The 22,117-nt window shown below is 67.1% G+C and carries 19 protein-coding genes; 5 read left to right on the forward strand and 14 right to left on the reverse strand.

Translation table 11 applies throughout. The features are described from left to right. Positions 1–91: 91 nt before the first annotated feature. From prmB to uvrC, 5 genes are all read right to left on the reverse strand, one after another. Positions 92–1,159: a 50S ribosomal protein L3 N(5)-glutamine methyltransferase gene (gene prmB / locus SR870_RS22715; RefSeq protein WP_322515752.1), complete on the reverse strand. Its 1,068-nt coding sequence runs from the start codon at positions 1,157–1,159 to the stop codon at positions 92–94. Next, complete coding sequence (locus SR870_RS22720) at positions 1,159–1,626, reverse strand: molybdenum cofactor biosynthesis protein MoaE (RefSeq protein ID WP_322515753.1); 468 nt, start codon at positions 1,624–1,626, stop codon at positions 1,159–1,161. Before SR870_RS22720 ends, prmB begins: the two co-directional genes overlap by 1 nt. Before the next feature lie 24 nt (positions 1,627–1,650). Further along, positions 1,651–1,902: a molybdopterin converting factor subunit 1 gene (gene moaD / locus SR870_RS22725; RefSeq protein WP_322515754.1), complete on the reverse strand. Its 252-nt coding sequence runs from the start codon at positions 1,900–1,902 to the stop codon at positions 1,651–1,653. Further along, the gene (gene pgsA, locus SR870_RS22730) at positions 1,899–2,522 is read right to left on the reverse strand and encodes a CDP-diacylglycerol--glycerol-3-phosphate 3-phosphatidyltransferase (protein ID WP_322515755.1); all 624 of its coding nucleotides are present in this window, start codon (positions 2,520–2,522) and stop codon (positions 1,899–1,901) included. Before pgsA ends, moaD begins: the two co-directional genes overlap by 4 nt. Positions 2,523–2,649: 127 nt before the next feature. Continuing rightward, a complete protein-coding gene (gene uvrC / locus SR870_RS22735) occupies positions 2,650–4,737 on the reverse strand; it encodes an excinuclease ABC subunit UvrC (RefSeq protein WP_322515756.1) in 2,088 nt (695 codons plus the stop codon). A 302-nt stretch (positions 4,738–5,039) separates the two neighbouring features. On the opposite strand from uvrC, the gene SR870_RS22740 reads away from it, so the two are divergent. Then, a complete protein-coding gene (locus tag SR870_RS22740) occupies positions 5,040–5,663 on the forward strand; it encodes an outer membrane protein (RefSeq protein WP_322515757.1) in 624 nt (207 codons plus the stop codon). Between the two features lie 326 nt (positions 5,664–5,989). On the opposite strand, the gene SR870_RS22745 is transcribed toward SR870_RS22740, so the two are convergent. Together SR870_RS22745 and SR870_RS22750 are read right to left on the reverse strand one after the other, a co-directional pair. Further along, a complete protein-coding gene (locus SR870_RS22745) occupies positions 5,990–6,202 on the reverse strand; it encodes a cold-shock protein (protein WP_322515758.1) in 213 nt (70 codons plus the stop codon). Between the two features lie 264 nt (positions 6,203–6,466). Next, positions 6,467–7,324: a 23S rRNA (adenine(2030)-N(6))-methyltransferase RlmJ gene (locus SR870_RS22750; RefSeq protein WP_322515759.1), complete on the reverse strand. Its 858-nt coding sequence runs from the start codon at positions 7,322–7,324 to the stop codon at positions 6,467–6,469. Positions 7,325–7,643: 319 nt separating this feature from the next. Between SR870_RS22750 and SR870_RS22755 the strand changes: the two genes are divergently transcribed. Then, positions 7,644–8,039 carry a response regulator gene (locus tag SR870_RS22755; protein WP_322515760.1) on the forward strand — a complete coding sequence of 132 codons (396 nt, stop codon included), beginning with the start codon at positions 7,644–7,646 and terminating at the stop codon, positions 8,037–8,039. A 222-nt stretch (positions 8,040–8,261) separates the two neighbouring features. Here SR870_RS22755 and SR870_RS22760 read toward each other — a convergent pair whose 3' ends face one another. The 3 genes from SR870_RS22760 to SR870_RS22770 form a co-directional block, all read right to left on the reverse strand. Then, positions 8,262–9,116 carry a TIGR01459 family HAD-type hydrolase gene (locus SR870_RS22760; protein ID WP_322515761.1) on the reverse strand — a complete coding sequence of 285 codons (855 nt, stop codon included), beginning with the start codon at positions 9,114–9,116 and terminating at the stop codon, positions 8,262–8,264. A gap of 12 nt (positions 9,117–9,128) precedes the next feature. Then, positions 9,129–10,601: an EAL domain-containing protein gene (locus tag SR870_RS22765; RefSeq protein ID WP_322515762.1), complete on the reverse strand. Its 1,473-nt coding sequence runs from the start codon at positions 10,599–10,601 to the stop codon at positions 9,129–9,131. 97 nt (positions 10,602–10,698) lie between these two features. After that, positions 10,699–12,045, reverse strand: coding sequence for an aspartate aminotransferase family protein (locus SR870_RS22770; RefSeq protein ID WP_322515763.1), 1,347 nt, complete (start codon positions 12,043–12,045; stop codon positions 10,699–10,701). Between the two features lie 234 nt (positions 12,046–12,279). On the opposite strand from SR870_RS22770, the gene hisS reads away from it, so the two are divergent. From hisS to SR870_RS22785, 3 genes are all read left to right on the forward strand, one after another. Next, complete coding sequence (gene hisS, locus SR870_RS22775) at positions 12,280–13,857, forward strand: histidine--tRNA ligase (RefSeq protein ID WP_322515764.1); 1,578 nt, start codon at positions 12,280–12,282, stop codon at positions 13,855–13,857. A 202-nt stretch (positions 13,858–14,059) separates the two neighbouring features. Further along, complete coding sequence (locus SR870_RS22780; RefSeq protein ID WP_322515765.1) at positions 14,060–14,263, forward strand: tautomerase family protein; 204 nt, start codon at positions 14,060–14,062, stop codon at positions 14,261–14,263. A 129-nt stretch (positions 14,264–14,392) separates the two neighbouring features. Then, entirely contained in the window at positions 14,393–14,788 is a 396-nt protein-coding gene (locus SR870_RS22785; RefSeq protein ID WP_322515766.1) for a thioesterase family protein, read from the forward strand. Positions 14,789–14,936: 148 nt separating this feature from the next. On the opposite strand, the gene SR870_RS22790 is transcribed toward SR870_RS22785, so the two are convergent. The 4 genes from SR870_RS22790 to SR870_RS22805 form a co-directional block, all read right to left on the reverse strand. Continuing rightward, positions 14,937–17,000, reverse strand: coding sequence for a hypothetical protein (locus tag SR870_RS22790; protein WP_322518352.1), 2,064 nt, complete (start codon positions 16,998–17,000; stop codon positions 14,937–14,939). Positions 17,001–17,276: 276 nt separating this feature from the next. Further along, positions 17,277–20,102 carry a DUF4159 domain-containing protein gene (locus SR870_RS22795; RefSeq protein WP_322515767.1) on the reverse strand — a complete coding sequence of 942 codons (2,826 nt, stop codon included), beginning with the start codon at positions 20,100–20,102 and terminating at the stop codon, positions 17,277–17,279. After that, positions 20,099–21,037 carry a DUF58 domain-containing protein gene (locus SR870_RS22800; protein WP_322515768.1) on the reverse strand — a complete coding sequence of 313 codons (939 nt, stop codon included), beginning with the start codon at positions 21,035–21,037 and terminating at the stop codon, positions 20,099–20,101. The genes SR870_RS22795 and SR870_RS22800 overlap by 4 nt, the downstream gene beginning before the upstream one ends. Then, positions 21,037–22,035 carry a MoxR family ATPase gene (locus SR870_RS22805; RefSeq protein ID WP_322515769.1) on the reverse strand — a complete coding sequence of 333 codons (999 nt, stop codon included), beginning with the start codon at positions 22,033–22,035 and terminating at the stop codon, positions 21,037–21,039. Before SR870_RS22805 ends, SR870_RS22800 begins: the two co-directional genes overlap by 1 nt. Positions 22,036–22,117 lie beyond the last annotated feature (82 nt).

Here is a 22,117-nt window from a genome sequence, read left to right on the forward strand (position 1 = left end):
TGCTGCGAGTCCAGGGGCTATGGATTCCGGGTTCGCGAGCTGCGCTCGCGCCCCGGAATGACAACGATGGGAGGTGCGCGGAGGTGAAAGTCTACAGATCCGCGGCGGCGATCCAGAACACTTCGCCGTCGGACTCTTCGCTGTCGAGCCACAGCAGCGGCAGATGCGGGAAGTCCTGTTCGATCGCAGGGCGGCAGCGGCCGACTTCGCACAGCAGGCCGCCGTCTTGCGTCAGATGCTGCTTCGCCTCGGCGAGAATCCGGCGGATGATATCGAGGCCGTCGTCGCCGCCGTCGAACGCCATCGCCGGTTCGGCGCGGCATTCGGCCGGCAGATTCGCCATGCCGTCGGCATCGACATAAGGCGGGTTGGTGATGATCAGATCGTAGCGCGCGTCCTGCAGCAGCGGCGCGAACAGGTCGCCGTGATGCAGCGTCAGCCGCTCGCCGAGGCCGTGATCGGCGACGTTGCGGGTTGCGACCGCGAGCGCATCCTCCGACAGATCGACGGCATCGACGACCGCGTTGGGAAAGCTGCGCGCCGCGAGAATCGCGAGACAGCCCGAGCCGGTGCATAGATCGAGCACGCGCTCGACCGCTTCCGGATCGCCGATCAGCGAGGTCTCGCCGCCGTCGAAATGCAAGTCGAGCAGTTCGCCGATGTAGGAGCGCGGCACGATCACGCGTTCGTCGACATAGAACGGCACGCCGCGCATGTAGATCTTGTTGACGAGATAGGCCGACGGGAGACGCGTGGTGATGCGGCGCTCGATCAGATGGAGAATCCCAACCGCCTCGTGATCGGTGACGCGCGCGGTGGCGAACATCTCGAACTGGTCGGGATGCAGATGCAGCGCTTCGCCGATTAGGAACACGGCTTCGGCGATCGGATCGGTGGTGCCGTGTGCGAACACCACGCCGGCTTCGGCGAAGCGGCTCACGGCGAAGCGGACGAAGTCGAGCAGGCTGACCAGTTCGCCCGGAAACATCGCGTAGGGGTCTGTTTCGAGATCCAGCGGCATTGCTACGGCGACGCGGCGCTTCGCCGGTCGGTCGTCGTCAGCGGAGGCCGGAGTGGCTTTGGCCGCGGAGCGCGGCCTGGCAGGCCGCTTTGCCGGCGTCCTCTTCTTCGCGGCTTTCGCCTTCGCCTTTTTCGCCATCAGTCCTTGCTCCATCGCGCCGCGGCCGCGTCGTCGCGGTCGTGCGCCTCGACCCAGCGCGTGCCGTCGGCGCGCTCCTCGCGCTTCCAGAACGGCGCGTTGGCCTTCAGATAATCCATCAGGAATTCGGCTGCGGCGAATGCAGCCTGGCGGTGCGACGACGCGGCCAGCACCAGCACGATGTTGTCGCCCGGCAGCATCCGGCCGACGCGGTGGACGATGGTCAGCGCGGTCACCGGCCAGCGCTTCACGGCTTCGGCGGCGTGGCGGCCGATCTCGTCTTCGGCCATGCCGGGATAGTGCTCGAGCGTCAATGCCGCGACGGCATCATCGCCTTCGGCGCCGCGGCAGATGCCGCTGAAGCTCACCACCGCGCCGATATCGGTGCGGCCGGCGGTGATCGCCGCGATCTCGGCGGCGATGTCGAAATCGGCGTCCTGAATGCGGATCGTCACCGGAACGGTCATCGGATCATCCCGTGCGCGGTGCGCTCAGCCGCCGGTCATCGGCGGGAAAAAGGCGACCTCGCGGGCGCCCGCGATCGGCGTTTCGGGGCGCACATGGGTGCGGTCGAGCGCGGTGCGGATCACGCCCGGCTTTTCGAACGCGAAGGCGTAGCCTTCGCCACGCGCCGACAGCCAGCTGATCAGATCGGACACGGTCGCGACCTCGGCCGGCGGCTCGATGGTTTCCTCGTCGAGGCCGACCCGCTCGCGGACCCAGGCGAAATACTTCACCTTCATCGCGAATCCTCTTCGATCAGGTGATGGATGCCGGCGCGGAAATAGTCGTAGCCGGTGTACATCGTCACCAGCGCGGAAATCCACAGCAGGGCCAGGCCGATCTGGGTGGTGTAGGGCAGTACCTCGTCGCCGGCGTCGCCGGCGAGCAGGAAGCCGATCGCCACCAATTGCACCGTGGTCTTCCATTTCGCCAGCTTGGTGACCGGAACGCTGACCCGCAATGCGGCGAGATATTCCCGCAGGCCGGACACCAGGATCTCGCGGCACAGGATCACGATCGCGGCCCACAGCGTCCAGCCGTGGATGATGCCGTCGGCGGCGAGCATCAGCAGGCAGGATGCTACCAGCAGCTTGTCGGCGATCGGGTCGAGCATCCGGCCGAACGCCGAGTGCTGGTCCCAGATCCGGGCGTAATAGCCGTCGAGGAAGTCGGTGATCGCCGCGGCAATGAACACCGCCAGAGCGACCCAGCGCAGCGCGAGCGGGCCGCCCATGATCGACTGCGCATAGATGCAGCCGACCACGACCGGAATCGCCGCGATACGGGCATAGGTCAGGATATTCGGAAGCGTCAGCGACTTCGCTCCGCGCGTCGGCACCCTGGTCGAAACATCGTTCATCAAACTTACCAATACTGCCCGCGCCGGAAGGTCAACTCCCACGAAGGCGCCCTCCGATCCGTATCAGGAAAAGGTGAAATCCGCATGGTCTGGATCGTCCCGGTCCGCAGCCGACTTTGGTCGGGCTTCAGCCCGGGCCCGGGTGAAAGAAATCGAAGATCCGGCGGGCGCTTTCGGCGCTGATGCCGGGAACCTTGCCGAGGTCGCCGAGCGAGGCGCGCTCGATCTCCTTCAGGGTGCCGAAATGGTGCAACAGCGCGCGCTTGCGCGACGGGCCGATGCCGGGGATTTCCTGTAGGCCGGCCTCGCGGATGTCCTTCTTGCGTAGCTTGCGGTGCGAGCCGATCACGAAGCGGTGCGCCTCGTCGCGTAGCCGCTGGATGAAATACAGCACCGGGTCGCGTGGCTCGAGCTTGATCGCCTCGCGCTCCGGCATGAACAGCGTTTCGCGGCCGGCGTCGCGATCCGGCCCCTTGGCGACGCCGAGCAGCGTCACCTCGGTCTCCAGGCCGAGCTCGGCCAGCACGCCGCGCGCGGCGTTGAGCTGGCCGCGGCCGCCGTCGATGATCACCAGGTCGGGCCATAGCGGTGTCTCGTCGTCGTTCGGCTTCGCGGCATCGCCCTCGGCTTTCGCTGCCGCCAGCCGCTTGAACCGCCGCTCCAGCACCTCGCGCATCATCGCGTAGTCGTCGCCCGGGGTGAGGCCTTCGGAGCGGATGTTGAACTTGCGGTACTGGTTCTTGATGAAGCCGTCCGGACCGGCGACGATCATCGCGCCGACCGCGTTGGTGCCCTGGATGTGGCTGTTGTCGTAGACCTCGATCCGCTGCGGCGGCTTCGCGAGTCCCAGCGTGGTGGCGAGGCCCTGCAGCAGTCTCGTCTGGGTCGCGGTGTCGGCGAGCTTACGGCCGAGCGCCTCGCGCGCATTGGTCAGCGCGTGCGCCACCAGCTCCTTCTTCTCGCCGCGCTTCGGCGTCGAGATCTCGACCTTGTGGCCGGCCTTGATGCACAGCGCATCGGCCAAGAGCGCGCAGTCCTCGATGTCGTGCGACAGCAGGATCAGCTTCGGCGGCGGCTTGTCGTCGTAGAATTGCGCCAGGAACGACGCCAGCACTTCCTCCGGCGTGAAAGACTTCTCGGCGCGCGGGAAGTAGGCGCGGTTGCCCCAGTTCTGCCCGGTGCGGAAGAAGAACACCTCGACGCAGGAATAGCCGCCCTCCTGATAGATCGCGAACACGTCGGCTTCCTCGACGGTGCGCGGGTTGATGCCCTGCTGGGACTGGATCGCCGACAGCGCCGCCAGGCGGTCGCGATACAGCGCGGCGGTCTCGAATTCGAGCTCGTTCGAGGCCTTCTCCATCTCGACGGCGAGTTCCTGTTTCACCGCCCGGCTGCGGCCGGACAAGAAGTCCTTCGCCTCGCGCACCAGTTCGGTGTAGCCGGGAAAATCGACCTCGCCGGTGCACGGCCCGGCGCATCGGCGGATTTGATACAGCAGGCAGGGCCGGGTGCGGCTTTCGAAGAACGAATCGGTGCACGACCTCACCAGGAACGCGCGTTGCAGCGCCGTGATGGTGCGGTTGACCGCGCCGACCGAGGCGAACGGGCCGAAATAGCGGCCGGGCCTGTTCTGCGCGCCGCGGTGCTTGAGGATCTGCGGCGCCCAATGGTCGCCGGTGATCAGAATGTAGGGAAACGACTTGTCGTCGCGCAGCAGCACGTTGAAGCGCGGGCGGAGCTGCTTGATCAGATTGGCTTCGAGCAGCAGCGCCTCGGTCTCGGTCGCCGTCGAAACGATCTCGACCGTGACGGTGGCGGCGATCATCCGCGCGATCCGCATCACGTGCCCGGTCGGCCGCGCATAGGACGACAGCCGCTTCTTCACGTTCTTGGCCTTGCCGACATAGAGCACGTCGTGCGCGGCGTTCAGCATCCGGTAGACGCCGGGCGAGGTCGGCGCCAGCCGCACTGCCTGCTCGATCGCGGCGCGGCCGACCGCCAGCGGGCCGTCGGCCGGCTCGGCGCTGTCGTCCTCGATCTCCGGCAGGCGCGCCTCGTCGTCCTCGTCCACCGTCAGTTCGGCGGTCGCGGTGTCGATGTCCTGCGCGGCGGGCGCGGGGTGCGGCGTCAGTTCGGGCGAGACCGGCGATGGGGATTCGGTATCGGCAAGCGGCGCGGCCGCCGTGTCGCGGGTCTCGGCGGGGTCTTGATTCATGGTCCTAAATTAGGCGTTCGGCGTGGTCGGTGCCAGCGGCACGCGGCCGGAACCCACATCGCGTTGCCATCCCGCCGGGGCGACGATTTTTCGCCACAGCCCGTGAATTAAGCTCTCGTTAAGAATGCGATCTGGAACCGCCAGCCGATTAACAACCGCTTAACTTAAAACTCTCGATAAATCTTACCGGAAAAGAGTGGAAATCCGTAACCATCCGGATCGCTTTTTTCGTCGGCCGCGTGTGGCCGAGGGCTGGACGGACGGCGCGCGCAAGCAGCGTCCCTGCCGTCGAGGAGAGTAAGATGCGCAAACTTGCGATGGCCGCGGCGACCGTACTCGCCGCAACTGGATCGACGGCGCAGGCGGCGGATATGGGCTACTACCGCTCGCAGACGCCCTACACCGTCAATCAGCCGCTGAATGCCTTCAGTTGGGCGGGGCCGTATCTGGGCGGCAACCTCGGCTATGCGTTCGGCAACGTCACCAATAACATCACCAACCCGTCGGGTTTCAGCGGTGGTGTTCAGGGCGGCTACAATTGGCAGAGCGGCAACATCGTGTTCGGCCTCGAGGGTGATATTCAGTTCTCGACCGCCGAGGACACCTTCGCGCCCTACAAGTTCTCGAACCCCTGGTTCGGGACTGCGCGCGGCCGCGTCGGCTATGCGATGAACGACATTCTGCTGTACGCGACCGGCGGTCTCGCCTTCGGTCAGTTGAAGGGCCAAAATCTGCTGTCTTCGGAGAGCCACAGTTCGGCGGGCTGGACCGTCGGCGCCGGCGCCGAATTCGCTTTCGCGCCGAAGCTCAGCGCCAAGGTCGAGTATCTCTACGGCAGCCTGTCGACCAACAATTTCTTCATCACCGGCAACCCGAACGGCTACAATTTCGGCCTCGTCCGCGCCGGCATCAACTATCACTTCTAAACGTCGCGACGGAAACCTTCGCGAGCAAGAAACTCGGCGATCATCATTCCCGGCCCTCGTGGCCGGGATTTTTTTGGCCGGATTTTTGGGGCCTGGCGTATCGGGCATATGCGCCGCGTCTTCGGATGACGCCCGCCCTTTTTCGATCCAACGTCCAAACGATGGAAGGCAGGGCGTGCGGCGATGGTCGGCGGCCGGCTGACGCACAGGTGATCGACCGCCCCGGCGTCGTATTCTCTACGCCGTTACTGGTAGCCTCAAAGCCCGTCGCATCGTCGCAATCGTCGCGGCTGCTACGCTCGGTCTTGCCCAGCCGACGACGGCAGCTACGAAATGACCAAATTGACCGCCTTGGGGCCCTTGCCCTTCTTGTCCGGCTCGACCTCGAACGAAATACGCTGACCTTCGGCCAAATCCTTCAAGCCGGCACGCTCGACCGCAGTAATATGAACAAATACATCGCGGCCGCCGTCATCAGGCTTGATGAATCCGTAGCCACGCTCTCCATTGAAGAACTTCACCGTTCCCGTCATAGGCATTCCGGAAACTCCCTCCCGCATGCTTTCCGTCGCGCGCCGGCGCGTCGGTGCGACCTGGCAAATGCGCTGCCGGAAAGCTCGGCCGAGGGCTGGGCCTGCTGATCGTCGCAGGTCCGAGGTAGTACGGCCTTGTCACTCCGCCGCCCCCATTCGCGGAAGCAGAACGTAAAGCCAGTCCAATGGAGTCAGCATAGTACGGATTTGCGCGGATTGACTACGCCCCAAATGCGACTTTTCGCGCCAATGAGGTCGCCGCGGGAATCGTCACGGTTTTGGTAGCTCGAGCCGGTAACGGCTGACCCCGCCCAGGCCGAGCGGTCTCTCCAGCTCGGGAAGAACGACTCTCAATTCCGACGCGAGCGTCCAAGGCGGATTGACCACGAGCAACCCGGTCGAAGTCAGCGCGCCGTCCGGTTGTTGCGGTGCGACGCTGAATTCGAGCCGCAGACATTTGCCGTCGCCGCCGGTGGCAGCGAGGGTTGCGACGCGGTCGGCCAGAGCGTCGGTCGCGCGCCGGTTCTTCACCGGATACCACAACTGATATATCCCGGTCGGCCATTTCCCGTAAGCGGTGCTGAAACCCTCCGCCAATCGCTCGAATTCGTCCTTCTTTTCGAAAGACGGATCGATCAGCACCAGACCACGGCGCTCTTTCGGCGGCACGAACGCCGTCAGCGCCTGCCAGCCGTCGAGATCGACCACGCGCGCCTGGGTGTCGCGGCGCAGCGCATTGATCAGTTGTTTGCGCGCCACCGGATCGAGCTCGCTGGCGACCATGCTGTCCTGCGGCCGCAGCAGGGCGCGGGCGATCAGGGGCGATCCGGGATAGGCGGTCAGGTCGCGCTGCGGGTTGAAGGCGCGGACGATGTCGAGATACGGCTTGATCAGGCCGCCGGCCTCGTCGGTGAACCGCGCCTGCATCACCCGGGCGATGCCGGTGACCCATTCGCCGCCGCGGCGGGCTTCGTCCCCGGTGAGGTCGTAGAGCCCGGCGCCGGCATGGCTGTCGATCACCCGAAACGGCGCCGGTTTCTCCTGCAGATAGGTCAGGATCCGGGCCAGGACGATGTGCTTGATGACGTCGGCGAAATTGCCGGCGTGGAAGGCGTGGCGATAATTCATCGGCATTCCCTAGCAGTCGGCTCCCCAGGCCGCCATGGGTGTTCGGGGCGCGGCGCCGGCCACGCCTGCGCCCGTAAGACTACGGGGGACCGGGGAGGCCGCGCGAAATATGCAGAAAGCCAGCGTCCTGCAATGGTTTCCGCCGCAGCGACCGGGATGCGGCGACGGGCCCCGGTTAACGGGCTGTTTAATCAGCGGTGCTAGTTCTTGTTCCCGGATGAGGCCGGGCAGTTCGAACGTCGGGTCCTCCTGAGAACCACAATTTAGCCCACCGTTGGGGCGTTTCGGCGCACCGTTGCGGTGCCCCTGGGAGTTGAAGATGGCGGTTGATTTGTCGATGTCGGTCCTGGTGGTGGACGACTACAGCACCATGATCCGGATCATTCGTAATCTTCTGAAGCAGCTCGGCTTCGAGCATATCGACGACGCCAGCGACGGCTCGGCGGCGCTCGAGAAGATGCGGACCAAGAAGTACGGTCTGGTGATCTCGGACTGGAACATGGAGCCGATGACCGGCTACGACCTGCTCAAGGAGGTCCGCGCCGACCCCAATCTGTCGCAGACGCCGTTCATCATGATCACGGCGGAATCCAAGACCGAGAACGTGATCGCCGCCAAGCGGGCGGGCGTGAACAACTACATCGTCAAGCCGTTCAACGCGGCGACGCTGAAGACCAAGATCGACGCGGTGTTCCCGGATCACGTCGCGGCGTAAAGCGCTTCGTCTCATCCTGCGGATTTCGAAAGCGCGCTCCGAAAGGGGCGCGTTTTTGTTTGGGGCGCGGCCGCTCTCAACGCCGTCATTCCGGGGCGCGCGCAGCGCGAACCCGGAATCTCGAGATGTTCATCCGCGCGCACGTGCAACAACCTCGGGATTCCGGGTTCGCTCGCTGGTGCGAGCGCCCCGGAATGACGTGCCAAATTCAGCGCTGCGTGCTCACCACCGCAATTCCCGCGTCAGCGCGGCCGGCGGGTGGCCGAACAGCTCGGTCACCGCCGCAGTATCGAGCCGGTCGATGCCCTCGAAGGCGTCGGAATGGATGCCGCGGGTGACGAACAACAGATCGATGCCGTAGCTTTGCGCGCCGGCGAGGTCGGTTCGCACCGAATCGCCGATCGCCAGCACGCGCGGCAGCGGCGTCTCCGCATTGCGGAGCCCGCGTGCGAGCGCCATCGCGCGGTCGTAGATCGGCCGGTGCGGCTTGCCGTAGAAGATCACGTCGCCGCCGAGTTCGCGATACAGTTCGGCGATCGCGCCGGCGCAGTAGATCAGCCGGTCGCCGCGCTCGACCACGATGTCGGGATTGGCGCAGACCAGCGTCAGCTTGCGCGCCAGCGCCTCGCCCATCATGGCGCGATAGTCCTCGGCCGATTCGGTCTCGTCGTCGAACGGGCCGGTGCAGATGATGTAGTCGGCGGCCTCCAGCGGCGTCAGCCTGGCGTCGAGGCCGCGATAGATCGAATTGTCGCGATCCGGGCCGAGCCAGAACACCGACTGGCCGGGATGCTCGGCGACGTAAGTTCGGGTGAGGTCGCCGGACGAGACGATGGCGTCGTAGCAATCGTCGGGCACGTCCAGCTTGCGGAGCTGGCGCTGCACCGAATCCGCCGGTCGCGGCGCGTTGGTGATCAGCACCACGGTGCGGCCGTCGGCGCGGGCGTTGCGCAGCGCCTCGCAGGCCTCGGGGAATGATTCCAGGCCGTTGTGCACGACGCCCCAGATGTCGCTCAGCACGACATCGACGGATCCCACCAGCTCGCGCAGGTGCTCGACGAAACGAAGCGTGGTCATGAGGGAAAACGGTCAGGCCGGGCCGACGGCACGGCGCGCCAGCGCGGCGAGGCCGGTCGCGGCGCGCGGCGGATCGATCCGGGCGGGTTCGCCCTTCGGGGAGGAGCCTGCAGCATGTGGAGAGGCGATGTCCTGCTTGGCCTTGTCGCCGGGCGTGGTGGGCGCAGGCGATGGGGCGGTCTCGGGTCGCAGCGGACGGGGCGCCGCGAACAAGAACCCCTGCCCAAACCGCACATCGTAGTCAAGCAGGTCGACCACGGCGCGCTCGCCCTCGATCCGTTCGGCGATCAGGTCGATGCCGAACCGGCCGAGCAGATCGGAGAGGTCGGCGGGATGGATGTCGGCGGCCGGATGTTCGCGCTGGTCGAGCAGCAGCGCCGCCGGAACCTTGATGAAGCGGACGCCGCGGTCGGCGAGGTCGCGCGGCTCGAACCGCAGATCGGTGACGTGGTCGATCGAGAACCGGAAGCCGCGCTGCGCCAGCGCCGCGAGGTGCTCGGTCTCGAGCGGCCCGAGATTGCGCAGCGTGCTCTGCTTGAACTCGAGCACGAAGGACGGCGCCAGCGCCTTGTTGGCCTCGAGGAAATCGAGGCATTGCCCGAACATCTCGGCGTCCGACAGGGTGGCGGCCGCGATGTTGACGAACACGCCGACGTCCTTGTTGCGTACCATCAGCCGGCGCAGCACCTGGATCGCGCGCAGAAACACCGCATGGTCGATTCGGCCCATCAGGCCGGCGGTCTCGGCGACCGTCAGAAATTCGTCGGCGGCCAGGATCTGGTCGTTGCCGTCGCGCAGCCGGGTCACGATCTCGTAGAACCGCACCTTGCGCTGCGGCAGGCTCACCAGCGGCTGCAGGTAGATGTCGAGCCGTCCGGTCTCGATCGCGGTCTTCACCGCGACCAGAACCTGCGCCGGGTCGCGCGCCGGCTTCGGCGCCGCCGGCGGCGTCGTGACCGGGGCGGAGACCAGCTCGGTCAGGATCAGGGGCGCTGCGGCAGGCTGCGCCATCTGCTGATCCTCGACCTTGGCTTCAGGATCGAGCGTCGGCGGCCGACGCGGGGCGGCGCCCGTCGCGGCCGAAGTCAGCATCTCCTCGTGGGTGGCGACCGAGGCGGCGAGCTGTTTCACCAGCAGCCCGAGTTCGCCGATCTCGCTCATGGCGACCTGGGTGCGGTCCTGGCTGGCCGCATTGGCGGCCAGCACCCTGCCTTCGACCGCGGCGAGCCGGCGGCCGAATTCGGCGATCTGGCGGGCGAGGTCTGCGGTGCCGCGCGACAGATCGGCGATCTGGTGACCGGCGTCGGAACGGTCGCGCAGCCGGATCGACACGGCGCTGTAGAGAATGAACAGGGTCAGCGTCGCCAGCGCGACGATCGCGGACTCGACCGCGCTGAAGCCGGCGAGCGAATACACCACCGTACCCAGCGATACGGAGATCAGCACCATGCAGATGGCGATGAAAATGGTCGAGATTCGGATCATCCAGCGCCGGTTTCCCTGCCGATCCCGCCATCATTGGTGATTCGGCGGACGAGTCCAAAGGATTCGTCCGCCGCAGGCAGGGTCGAGGCGGGGAGCGTCAGGCGATGGCGCGGATCACACGGCCGACTTTCTCGACGATTTCGCCGATATGCTCCGCATTCAGGATCAGCGGCGGGGTCAGGGCCAGGGTGTCGCCGGCGATCCGCAGCATCAGATCGTGGTCGTGGAAGGCCGAGTTCATCGCCTCGAAGCCGCGCTTGCCGGGGCCGTCGGCCATCGGCGCGAGGTCGATGCCGGCGGTCAGGCCGAGGGTGCGGATATCGACGACGTTGGGCTCGGACTTCAGCGACATCACCGCGTCGGCGAACACCGGCTCGAGCGCCTTGGCGTTCTCGAACAGCTTCTCGTCGCGATAGAGGTCGAGCGTGGCGAGGCCGGCCGCGCAGGCCAAGGGATGCGCCGAATAGGTGTAGCCATGAAACAGCTCGATGGCGTAATCGGGCCCGCTCATGAAGGCATCGTGGATCTCGGAGCTGGCGATCACGCCGCCCATCGGCACGGCGCCGTTGGTGACGCCCTTGGCGAAGGTGATCATGTCCGGGGTGACGCCGTAGCGCTCGGCGGCGAAGCTGTGGCCGAGCCGGCCGAAGCCGGTGATGACCTCGTCGAAGATCAGCAGGATGCCGTGCTTTTTGGTGATCTCGCGCAGCTTCTGGAGGTAGCCCTTCGGCGGCGGCAGCACGCCGGTGGAGCCGGCCATCGGCTCGACAATCACCGCCGCGATGGTGTTGGCGCCGTGCAGATTGACGAGGCCCTCCAGCGCGTCGGCGAAGTGGGCGCCGTACTCCGGCTCGCCCTTGCTGAACGCTTGCTTGTCGCGATCATAGGTCGCAGGCAGATGGTCGACGCCGTTCAAGAGCGTGCCGAACATCTTGCGGTTGTTGCCGATGCCGCCGACCGCGGTGCCGCCGAAACCGACGCCGTGATAGCCGCGCTCGCGGCCGATGAAGCGGGTGCGGCCGCCCTGGCCGCGGATCTGCTGCCAGGCCATCGCGATCTTCAGCGCGGTGTCGGCGGCTTCCGAGCCGGAATTGCAGAAGAACACGTGGTCGAGGCCTTCGGGGGCCAGATCGGCGATCCGGCTGGCGAGTTCGAACGCCTTCGGCTGGCCGAACTGGAACGGCGGCGAGAAGTCCAGCGCCTCGGCCTGGGCGGCGATCGCCGCGGAAATCTGGGGGCGGCCGTGCCCGGCGTTGCTGCACCACATGCCGGCTGCCGCGTCGATGATCTTGCGCCCGTCCGTGGTGAAATAGTGCATGTCCTTGGCGCCTGCGATCATCTTCGGCGCGCGCTTGAAGGCCCGGTTCGCCGTGAACGGCATCCAGAACGCATCGAGGTCGTTCGGCACGTTGACGGCGGAATTGGGCTTGCTCTTCTCTAACATAGCGCTCCTCATGCATGCGCAGGCTGGTTTGCGGACGGCGCGGCAGGCTAGCAGCTTCGAGGAACCACGGAAACGCCGGGAGCCCGCACATTTGCGTGGGGCATCCATTCGCAACGGCCGGCCGACGCCCAGAACGGAGGCACCCCGCCTTCGATTTGCGCTGGATCATGCAGCCCAGCCTTGCTGCACGGCAGGGCGGCTGGTACCAACCCGGCCCTGAGCGGAAAGGCGACCATGGCTGAAAAACCGAAGAAACCGCAGAAGTTGCGCGCCCGTCTGCCGCGCGGCCTGGCCGATCGCGGCCCCGCCGAGATCGCGGCGACCCGCGCGATGGTGGAAACCATCCGCGAGGTCTACGAGCGCTACGGCTTCGAGCCGGTCGAGACCCCGGCGTTCGAATACACCGACGCGCTCGGCAAGTTCCTGCCGGATCAGGACCGCCCCAACGAGGGCGTGTTCTCGCTGCAGGACGACGACGAGCAGTGGATCAGCCTGCGCTATGATCTCACCGCGCCGCTGGCGCGCTACGTCGCCGAGAATTTCGACGCACTACCCAAGCCCTATCGCAGCTACCGCTTCGGCTGGGTGTTCCGCAACGAAAAGCCCGGCCCCGGCCGCTTCCGCCAGTTCATGCAGTTCGACGCCGACACGGTGGGCTCCGGCTCGCCGGCCGCCGACGCCGAGATGTGCATGATGGCCGCCGACACGATGGAAGCGCTGGGCATCCCGCGCGGCAGCTACGTGGTGAAGGTGAATAACCGCAAGGTGCTGGATGGGGTGTTGGAGTCGATCGGGCTTGGCGGCGATGAAAATGCTGGGCGTCGGCTCACGGTGCTGCGGGCGATCGACAAGCTGGATCGGCTTGGGCCAGATGGCACCCATTCCTTGCTTACCGTCGGAAGGAAAGACGAGAGCGGCGATTTCACGAACGGAGCAGGTCTAAACGAAGACCAAGCACTTCGCGTGCTGCGATTTCTTGATATCCTGCCCCTCGCCGTTCCTGACAAGGATGGAAGTCGATTTAGCCATACTGCTCCTGCAAGCGAATTTGAGCGTTCGGAAACCTACTTCACTTGGCTGCGTCATCACGCCGATCTCGGCCCTTCGGGATTGGCCGGCGTTGATGAACTGACTTCCATCTCAGAGTTGGTGAAGAGCAGCGGCTACGGCGACGACAGGATCAAGATCGATCCCTCCGTCGTCCGCGGCCTCGAATACTACACCGGCCCGGTCTACGAGGTTGAACTGCTGCTCGAGACCAAGGACGAGAAGGGGCGCCCGGTTCGGTTCGGTTCGGTCGGCGGTGGTGGCCGTTACGACGGCCTCGTCTCGCGCTTCCGCGGCGAGCCGGTGCCGGCGACCGGGTTCTCGATCGGTGTGTCGCGGCTGCAGGCGGCGCTGACGATGATCGGCAAGCTCGGGACCCGGCCCGCGACCGGCCCGGTGGTGGTGACGGTGTTCGACCGCGAGCGGCTGGCCGACTACCAGAAGATGGTGTCGCAGCTCCGCGCCGAGGACATTCGCGCCGAGCTCTATCTCGGCAATCCGAAGAACATGGGCAACCAGCTCAAATACGCCGACAAGCGCAACTCGCCTTGCGTGATCATCCAGGGCTCCGATGAAAAGAACGATCCGGACGGCGCGCAGGTGATCGTCAAGGACCTGATCCTCGGCGCCGAACTCGCTGCGCTGGACAAGGATCGCGACGATTATCTGCAGCGTCAGGCCGACGCCCAGCGCAAAGTGCCGCAGCTCGGGATGATCGACGAAGTGCGGCGGATTCTGGCGCGGCACGACATCGACTGGAATTGACGGCGGACGGCGCGCAGTCGAACCCTCTCCCCTTGTGGGAGAGGGTCGCTTCGCGAAGCGAAGCGGGGTGAGGGGTCGAGGGCCTTTGCCGAGATCACAGGTCCCCCTCATCCGTCGCGGACTTCGTCCGCGCCACCTTCTCCCACAAGGGGAGAAGGGCAAATCAACAGCGCTCATCGCGCGACCACAGGGAGAAACCGCAATGCCCGAGATCACCGTCAACATGGCCGCAGGCCGCACCGACGACCAGAAGGCGGCGATGATGCGCGACATCTCGCAGGCGCTGGTGACGCATCTCGGCGTCGCCGCCGAGGATGTGGTGATCCAGATCAACGAGGCGCCGCTCACCAACAAGATGAAGGGCGGCAAGACCTTCGTCGAGCGCAAGGCCGCGCAGGCGAAGTAAGCCTATCCGTCATTGCGAGCGAAGCGAAGCAATCCAGAGGCTCCGAATACGAAGCTGGATTGCTTCGTCGGCTTCGCCTCCTCGCAATGACGGACGTGATGTCGTCGCCGAACTCTTGAAAGAGCCCTCATGGACGCACGCGATGTTCTCTCCATTGGCATGACGGCCGAGCGGCAGATCACGGTGGCGCCGGAGCAGACGGTGCAGCATTTCGTGCCGTATATGCCGGCGGTGTTCGCCACCCCGCTGATGATCCTGGAGATGGAAATGGCCTCGGGCGAGGCCGTGCATCCGGCGTTGCCGCAGGGCTGGGTGACGGTCGGCACCGGCGTCGACATCCGTCATCTAACGCCGGCGCTGGTCGGCCATGCGGTGCGGACGATTTCGAAAGTCACTGCGGTCGAGCAGCGCACCGTCAGCTTCGAGGTCGCCTGCTGGGTCGGTACGCGCAAGATCGGCGACGGCAAACACATTCGCGGCCTGATCGACGTCGAAGCGTTCACGAAGCGCTTCAAGGACTGGTAGCCAATGGACGAGTCATTCCGGGGCGCCGCGCAGCGGCGAACCCGGAATCTGGAGCTGTTCAGCACCCGGCGTCCAGCTATCATCTCGGGATCCCGGGTTCGCGCCTGATGGCGCGCCCCGGGATGACGGCGCGTGTCGCAGGGATCGGTCAGCGCCCCTCGCGCAGCCAGGTCGCCGCGAAGGCGCCAAGCAGCAGCATCAGGCCGATCAGGCCGGTGAACACCGGCAGCACGCCGACGCCGCGGACGACGCTGGCGTCGCGCATCCGCACGCCGAGCCAGCCGTCGCCGCGGAACAGCGTCGCGGATTGCACCGGGACGATCCGCGGCAGCTCGACGCTGCCGCCGTCGGCGATCCGCCGCGAATCCCCGCCGGTCGCCTGCGCCAGCGGTTTCAGCGTCTCCGCAGTCGACGTGACTTCGGAGAATTCCTTCGGGTTGACCGGCCCGACATTGATCAGCGCCTTCAACGTGCCGTCGGTCGCGGCCCAAAGGCCGAGCTCGTCGGCCGGCAGCGTCGTGCGCCAGATGCCGGGATCGCTCGGGGCGAGGGTGAGCTGCCGGGTCTGACCGGACGGCGAGGTGACGGTGACGGGCGGCACGGCGTCGGCCATGGTCTGGCGGATCACCTGCAGATCCTTGCCCTCGACCTTCAGCCGCAGCGCCTCCTCGTCCAGATCCGGCTGCTTCATCAGCCAATGCGACATTCGCCGCAGCAGGTCGAGATGCGGGCCGCCGCCCTCATAGCCGCGCGCCCACAGCCAGATGTGGTCGCTCAGCAGCAGCGCGACGCGGCCCTCGCCGTAGTGCGAGAGCAGCAGCAGCGGGGCGTTGTCGGCGCCGGTCATCAGCGGCGGCGTGGTGGCGTTGCGGGTGTCGACGGTGCGGAAGAAGCGGCTCCATTTCGGCGGCTCTGAGTTCGAGCCTTCGAGCCCGCGCGTCACCGGATGGCGTTTGCCGGCGTCGCTCAGATGCGCATAAAACGGCTTCTCGGTGACGCCGACCGGCTCGGCCGGCAGCAGCGAATCCAGCGGCGTGCGCCAGATCGAGGTGGTCGAGGCGTAGTCGGGCCCGGCCGACACCAGCACCGCGCCGCCATTGCGCACATAGCGCGCGATATTGTCGAAATACGCGATCGGCAGCACGCCCTGGCGGGCGTAGCGGTCGAAGATGATGAGCTGAAACTCGTTGATCTTCTGCTGGAACAGCTCGCGGGTCGGAAATGCGATCAGCGACAGCTCGTTGATCGGCGTGCCGTCCTGTTTTTCCGGCGGCCGCAGAATGGTGAAGTGCACGAGGTCCACGCTGGCGTCGGATTTCAGCAGATTGCGCCAGGTGCGCTCGCCGGAATGCGGCTCGCCCGACACCAGCAGCACCCGTAGCTTGTCGCGGACGCCGTCGATCGAGACCACGGCGCGGTTGTTGACCGTGGTCAGTTCGTTCGGCACCGGCGAGGCGTCGATCTCGACGATGTTCTGGCCGGCGTGCTTGATCTCGACGTCGACGCTGACGGTCTGGCCGCTGGCGACGCTGCGCTCGCTCAGCACCTCGCCGTCGCGTCGCACCACCACGCGGGCGCGCTCGCCGCTGATGCCCTGGTCGTCGAGCCGGTAGGTGATGGTCTGATTCTGTCCGACGATGCCGAAGCGCGGCGACGCGACGATGGCGATGCGGCGGTCGCGCTCGTTGCTGCGGCCGGTGACCAGCGCATGCACCGGCGCCTGGAAGCCCAGCGCTGCGGCATTGGCCGGAATGTCGTGGACGCGGCCGTCGGTGATCAGGAAGGCGCCGGCGACGCGGTCGGTCGGCACGTCCGACAACGCCGAGGTCAGCGCGCCGAACAGCTTGGTGCCGTCGGTCTCGCCGTCGGCCTGTCCGGCCTCGACGACGCGGACCTCGACGCCCTTGAGCTGCTTCAGCCGGTCGACCAGCGCCTGCTTGGCCTGTTCGGCCTCCTCCGCACGGCTGCCGAAATTCTGACTCGGGCTCTTGTCGACCACGACCACGGCGACCGAGGACAGCGGCTCGCGTTCCTCGCGGGTGAAGGAGGGGTTCGACAGCGCCAGCAGGATCAGCGCCAGCGCCGCGATCCGCACCAGCGCGCCGCGCGAGCGGCCGAGCAGCAGCACGATCGCGATGACCGCAATGGCGGCGAGCGCGACCCACAGCACGGCGGCGGGAACCAGAGGCGCGAAGGCGATGCCGTATTGCAACTCAAGCACCTCTCAACTTGAACAACGTCATCCTGAGGTGCGCGTCGCGCCAGCGGCGCGCCTCGAAGGATGGCCGCACGGTGTGCGTCTCCATCCTTCGAGGCTCGCTGCGCTCGCGCCTCAGGATGACGGCCGTTGTATTCCCAGCGAAGTCATTCCGGGGCGCGCCGACAGGCGCGAACCCGGAATCGAGAGCTTCAGGGCATCTCGGGATTCCGGTTTCGCGAGCTGCGCTCGCGCCCCGGAATGACGTGGTGAGGGCGGGATTAACTCGCATCATTGCCCCAGCCGTTCGATCAGCGCCGGGGCGTGGACCTGGTCGGCCTTGTAGTTGCCGGTCAGGGTGTACATCACGATGTTGACGCCGGCGCGGAAGGCGAATTCGCGCTGGCGCGGCTCGCCCGGCGTCAGCGGCAGCATCGGCTGGCCGTCGGGGCGCATCGCCCAGGCGCCGGCCAGATCGTTCGAGGTAATGATGATCGGCGACACGCCGTCGCCGCCACGCGCCGGGCGCGCATTGTCCTCGTCGTCGTTCTCGCGCGGCAGGGTTTCCACCCAGGTCTCGCCGGAGGTGAAGCGGCCGGGGAAGTCGCGCAGCAGATAGAAGGTCTTGGTCAGCACGTGCTCGCGCGGCACCGGTTCGAGTTCGGGAACGTCGAGCGACGACAGCACGTTGCGCAGCGTCAGCATGCCGGGCGTCTGCGACGCGCCGTTCGTGCCGGCGGGCGCCTCGATCGCGTCGCGGGTGTCGAAGATCACCGTGCCGCCCTGCTTCATGTAGGCGCCGATCTTGTCGAGCGCGTCCTGCGGCGGCTTCGGCGCGCCCGCGATCACCGGCCAGTAGATCAGCGGGAAGAACGACAATTCGTCGCGCGCCGGATCGATGCCGATCGGCTCGCCGGCTTCCAGCGCGGTGCGCTGCGCCAGAAACAGCGTCAGCCCGTTCATCCCGGCTTTGACGATCGAATCGACGTCGGCATTGCCGGTGATCACGTAGGCCAGATGCGTCTGCGACGTCGCCTTGATGGCGAACTCGTCCTTGGGGCCGTCGGCACGAGACGGCCACGGCGCAGCGGCGAGCGGCATCGCGAGCAGCAGTGCCAGCGCCGCGGTGGCGGTGCGGCGGCGGCGCATCATCAGCGCGGCGAGGCCGCCGCCGAGCAGCGCCACGATCAGCGCGTCGAGCCCGAACAGGCCGAGCGCGGAAGCGAGCAGCATGCCGCGCAGGTCGCGCGGCTCCGCGTTGGTGTAGTTCGCCCGCCGCGCATTGATCGCCGCGGTGTCGAGCGGGGCGATGCGGTCGGCGCTCGCCAGTGCATTCACTGCCAGCGGACCGTCGGCCGGGCCGTAGAAGCCGGGCGGATGATCGGCGCTGCCGCGGTCGCGATAGTCGGTCGGGATCGGCTTGGCCGAGGCCGGCGGCGGTCCGAACGCGCCGAAGCCGTCGAGTGTCCGCAGCGGCGCCACCGTTTCTGCGGCATTGGCCTCGGCGGCGACGCCGGCGCCCGGCGTCGAGGTGTAGCCGGACATGTCGACCAGCCGCCGCAGCATTTCGACGAAGGTGCCGGACATCGGCAGATCCGACCAGCGCATGTCGGCGCTGACGTGGAACAGTGTCACCAGCCCCTTGCCGCGATGCTCGCCGGTGACCAGCGGTGTGCCGTCGGCGAGCGAGGCCCAACTCTTCGCCGACAACGCGGCATCGGGTTCGGCCAGCACCTGACGGTTGACGGTCACGTCGGTCGGCACCGCGATGCCCGCGAACGGCCCGTCTGCGGCGAAAGACGCGAGATGCTGCGGCTTCTCCCAGGTCAGGCTGCCGCCGAGGCTGCGGCCGCCATGGCGAAGCTTCACCGGCACCAGATCGTCCTCGGCCTGACGCGCGAGGCGCGGGCCGGCGAACCGCACCAATACGCCGCCCTGTTCGATCCAGGCGTCGAGTCGCTGGCGCAGTTCCGGTGACAGCGCGCCGACATCGGCCATCACCATCATCGGCAGCTTCTGATCGAGAAACTGGGTGATCACCTGCTGCGGCGCGGCGCGGTCGCCCAGTCGCACATCGGCGAACGGCGACAGCGCGCGGGCGAGATAGAAGGTCGGCGCCAGCAGCGGCTGCGCGGTGTCGGTGCTGGCGCCGGAGACGATGCCGATGGCGCGGCGGCGCCAGCGTTTGTCGAGCAACTGCACCGCGCCCGCGGAGCGTTCGCCGGCGATCTCGAGTCGCGCGATGTCGTTGCGCAGTTCGACCGGCAGTTCAAATGCCGCGTCGGTCTCACGATCGAGCGGCGGAAAGTTGAAACGGGCTTCGCCGATCGGCGCGCCCTTGGCGTCGAGCGCGCGCACCGTGCCGGTGTCGATGCCGCCGGCCTGCGCGCGCAGCACCTTCACGGTCATCTTGGCGGCGGCGTTCTCGGCGGCGGCGAGCGCATGCGCCGGCGGCGCGCCGCCCTCGACGATGGTGACGCTGCGGTCCTGCACAAGCTTGTTCAGGCCCTCGACGAATTCGCCGCCGCGGCCGGTGTCGACGCCGTCGGTCAGCCAGACCACCTCGGCGTCGCCCACGGCTTTCAGAAAGCGCGCGATCGGCGGCAGCGCCTCGATGCGCTCGACCGCATAGGGTTTCGGCGAAAGCTGGCGCAGCGACACCCGCGCGGTGCCGGCCGGCATCAGCGTCGGATCGCGGGTCGCCTCCGACAGCGGCGCCAGTGCGACCGCCCGGCTCGTGCTGTCCGCCTCGGCGATCAACTCGTCCGCGGCCTTGATCCGCATCTCCCAGTTCGCCGCCGAACTCCAGCCGTCGTCGAGCAGGATCAAGAGCGGCCCGCGGCTGTTGCCCGCTGCGGTCTGCGGATTCCAGATCGGGCCGGCCAGCGCGATGATCACCAGCGCGGCGGCGAGCATCCGCAGCGCGGTCAGCCACCACGGCGTCCGCGACGGGGTTTCTTCTTTCGGCGCGATCTCGAACAGCAGCCGGGTCGGCGGGAAGTCGATCCGGCGCGGCCGCGGCGGCGTCACGCGTAGCAGCCACCACAGCGCCGGCAGCGCCAGCAGGCCGAGCAGCAGCAGCGGTTGGGCGAAGGACAAAGGCAGACCGCCGATCATGCGCCGAGCCCCGCTTTGACGCCGCGCTCGACGCCCTTGGCGGTGGTCATGCCGGCGTGCAGGAACAGCAGCAACTCGGCGGCCGAGCGGCTGGTGGTGTGGGTCGAGAACAGCCAGTCGAGCTTGCCGGTCTCGATCCGGATCTGGTCGCGATGCGCCGCGACCAGCGCGACGTAGTCGCTGGCCCAGGTCTCAGCGCGGCCGGCGGTGATCGCGCCGCCGCCTTCCGGCTCGACGAATTCGACGCGGCCGGAGAACGGAAAGCCCTCTTCCGCAGGATCGACCACCTGCACCAGCGAGCCGTGCGCGCCCGACGACGACAGCCCGGCGAGCATCTTCTGGATCTCGCTGATCGGCGACCAGAAATCCGACAGCACCACAATCTCGGCCAGCGACGACGGCACGAAGGACGGCGGCAGGCTGTCGCGGGAGGTGGTGTCGTGCAGGATCGCCTGCGCCATCCGGTCGATCACGTTGCTGTTCGAGGTCGGGTTCATCAGCCCGGGAACGCCGACGCGTTCGCCGCCCGCGACGAGCAATTCGGCGAGCGCGAAGGTGACGATCAGCGCGCGTTCGAGCTTGCTGTCGCGAACGCCCTTGGACGCATAGGCCATCGAGGCGGAACGGTCCGGCCACAGCCACACGGTATGGGCGGCTTCCCATTCCAGCTCACGGACGTAGAGATGATCGTCGCGCGCCGAGCGGCGCCAGTCGACATTCTGCGCCGGCTCGCCGGAGACGAAGCGGCGATACTGCCAGAAATTCTCGCCGGCGCCGGCGCGGCGGCGGCCGTGGAGGCCGTGGGTGACGTTGTTGGCGATGCGGCGCGCTTCGAGCATCAGACGCGGCAGCGACGCCGCCAGCGTGCGGCTTTCGCCATCCGCGCGTCGAACTGCCAGCGTCTCCTTGTTCGGTTGCTCGGGCGCCTGCGCCATCAACCGATCCGGCTCTTGAGCTGCCGGATCACGTCCGGAATGGTGCGGCCTTCGGCGCGCGCCGAGAAGGTCAACGCCATGCGGTGCTTCAGCACGGGTTCGGCGAGATCGAGCACGTCGTCGATCGACGGCGCGAGCCGGCCATCGAGCAGCGCGCGGGCCCGCACCGCCAGCATCAGCGACTGGCTGGCGCGCGGGCCGGGTCCCCAGGCGATCAGCTTGCCGAGTTCGCCGGCATCGGGGCCGGGCCGCGCCGAGCGCACCAGCGACAGAATGGCCTCGACCACCGAATCGCCGACCGGCAGCCGCCGCACCAGCCGCTGCGCCGAGACCAGCAGTTCGGCGTTCATCGTCGTCTTCGGAATCGCGTGTTCGGCGCCGGTGGTGTCGAACAGGATGCGGCGCTCGGCGTCGCGATCCGGATAGTCGACGTCGATTTCCATTAGGAAGCGGTCGAGCTGGGCTTCGGGCAGCGGATAGGTGCCTTCCTGCTCCAGCGGGTTCTGCGTCGCCAGCACGTGGAACGGCTTCGGCAGATCGTGGCGCGCGCCGGCCACCGTGATGTGCTGCTCCTGCATCGCCTGCAGCAGCGCCGATTGCGTGCGCGGGCTGGCGCGGTTGATCTCGTCGGCCATCAGCAATTGCGCGAATACGGGACCCGCGATGAAGCGGAACGAGCGCTTGCCGGTGGCGGTCTCGTCGAGCACTTCGGCGCCGAGAATATCCGACGGCATGAGGTCGGGTGTGAACTGGATACGCTTGGCGTCGAGGCCGAGCGTCACGCCCAAGGTTTCGACGAGCTTGGTCTTGGCGAGGCCGGGCACGCCGATCAGCAGCGCATGGCCGCCGGCGAGAATCGTCACCAACGTGTTCTCGACGACGCGGTCCTGACCGAAGATGACGGTGGCGATCGCATCCCTGGCGGCCCGGACATCGCTCGCGACCTGCTCGGCCGAGCGAACGATCACGTCCTCGAGCTTCTCGACACTGTCCGCCATCCGGTCTCTCCTGTTCACGCTGGCCGTTCGACCAGTCCAACCCGGCTCGACGGCGGCAATCGTCCCGTCGCTGCCGGCTATG

The sequence above is a fragment of the Rhodopseudomonas palustris genome (genome assembly GCF_034479375.1).
Classification (GTDB): Bacteria; Pseudomonadota; Alphaproteobacteria; order Rhizobiales; family Xanthobacteraceae; genus Rhodopseudomonas; species Rhodopseudomonas palustris_M.

Bases quoted from the DNA above. Each gene is read 5' to 3' on its own strand.
- prmB (WP_322515752.1), bottom strand. From the start codon at position 1,159: ATGGCGAAAAAGGCGAAGGCGAAAGCCGCGAAGAAGAGGACGCCGGCA.
- SR870_RS22720 (WP_322515753.1), bottom strand. From the start codon at position 1,626: ATGACCGTTCCGGTGACGATCCGCATTCAGGACGCCGATTTCGACATC.
- moaD (WP_322515754.1), bottom strand. From the start codon at position 1,902: ATGAAGGTGAAGTATTTCGCCTGGGTCCGCGAGCGGGTCGGCCTCGAC.
- pgsA (WP_322515755.1), bottom strand. From the start codon at position 2,522: ATGAACGATGTTTCGACCAGGGTGCCGACGCGCGGAGCGAAGTCGCTG.
- uvrC (WP_322515756.1), bottom strand. From the start codon at position 4,737: ATGAATCAAGACCCCGCCGAGACCCGCGACACGGCGGCCGCGCCGCTT.
- SR870_RS22740 (WP_322515757.1), top strand. From the start codon at position 5,040: ATGCGCAAACTTGCGATGGCCGCGGCGACCGTACTCGCCGCAACTGGA.
- SR870_RS22745 (WP_322515758.1), bottom strand. From the start codon at position 6,202: ATGCCTATGACGGGAACGGTGAAGTTCTTCAATGGAGAGCGTGGCTAC.
- SR870_RS22750 (WP_322515759.1), bottom strand. From the start codon at position 7,324: ATGAATTATCGCCACGCCTTCCACGCCGGCAATTTCGCCGACGTCATC.
- SR870_RS22755 (WP_322515760.1), top strand. From the start codon at position 7,644: ATGGCGGTTGATTTGTCGATGTCGGTCCTGGTGGTGGACGACTACAGC.
- SR870_RS22760 (WP_322515761.1), bottom strand. From the start codon at position 9,116: ATGACCACGCTTCGTTTCGTCGAGCACCTGCGCGAGCTGGTGGGATCC.
- SR870_RS22765 (WP_322515762.1), bottom strand. From the start codon at position 10,601: ATGATCCGAATCTCGACCATTTTCATCGCCATCTGCATGGTGCTGATC.
- SR870_RS22770 (WP_322515763.1), bottom strand. From the start codon at position 12,045: ATGTTAGAGAAGAGCAAGCCCAATTCCGCCGTCAACGTGCCGAACGAC.
- hisS (WP_322515764.1), top strand. From the start codon at position 12,280: ATGGCTGAAAAACCGAAGAAACCGCAGAAGTTGCGCGCCCGTCTGCCG.
- SR870_RS22780 (WP_322515765.1), top strand. From the start codon at position 14,060: ATGCCCGAGATCACCGTCAACATGGCCGCAGGCCGCACCGACGACCAG.
- SR870_RS22785 (WP_322515766.1), top strand. From the start codon at position 14,393: ATGGACGCACGCGATGTTCTCTCCATTGGCATGACGGCCGAGCGGCAG.
- SR870_RS22795 (WP_322515767.1), bottom strand. From the start codon at position 20,102: ATGATCGGCGGTCTGCCTTTGTCCTTCGCCCAACCGCTGCTGCTGCTC.
- SR870_RS22800 (WP_322515768.1), bottom strand. From the start codon at position 21,037: ATGGCGCAGGCGCCCGAGCAACCGAACAAGGAGACGCTGGCAGTTCGA.
- SR870_RS22805 (WP_322515769.1), bottom strand. From the start codon at position 22,035: ATGGCGGACAGTGTCGAGAAGCTCGAGGACGTGATCGTTCGCTCGGCC.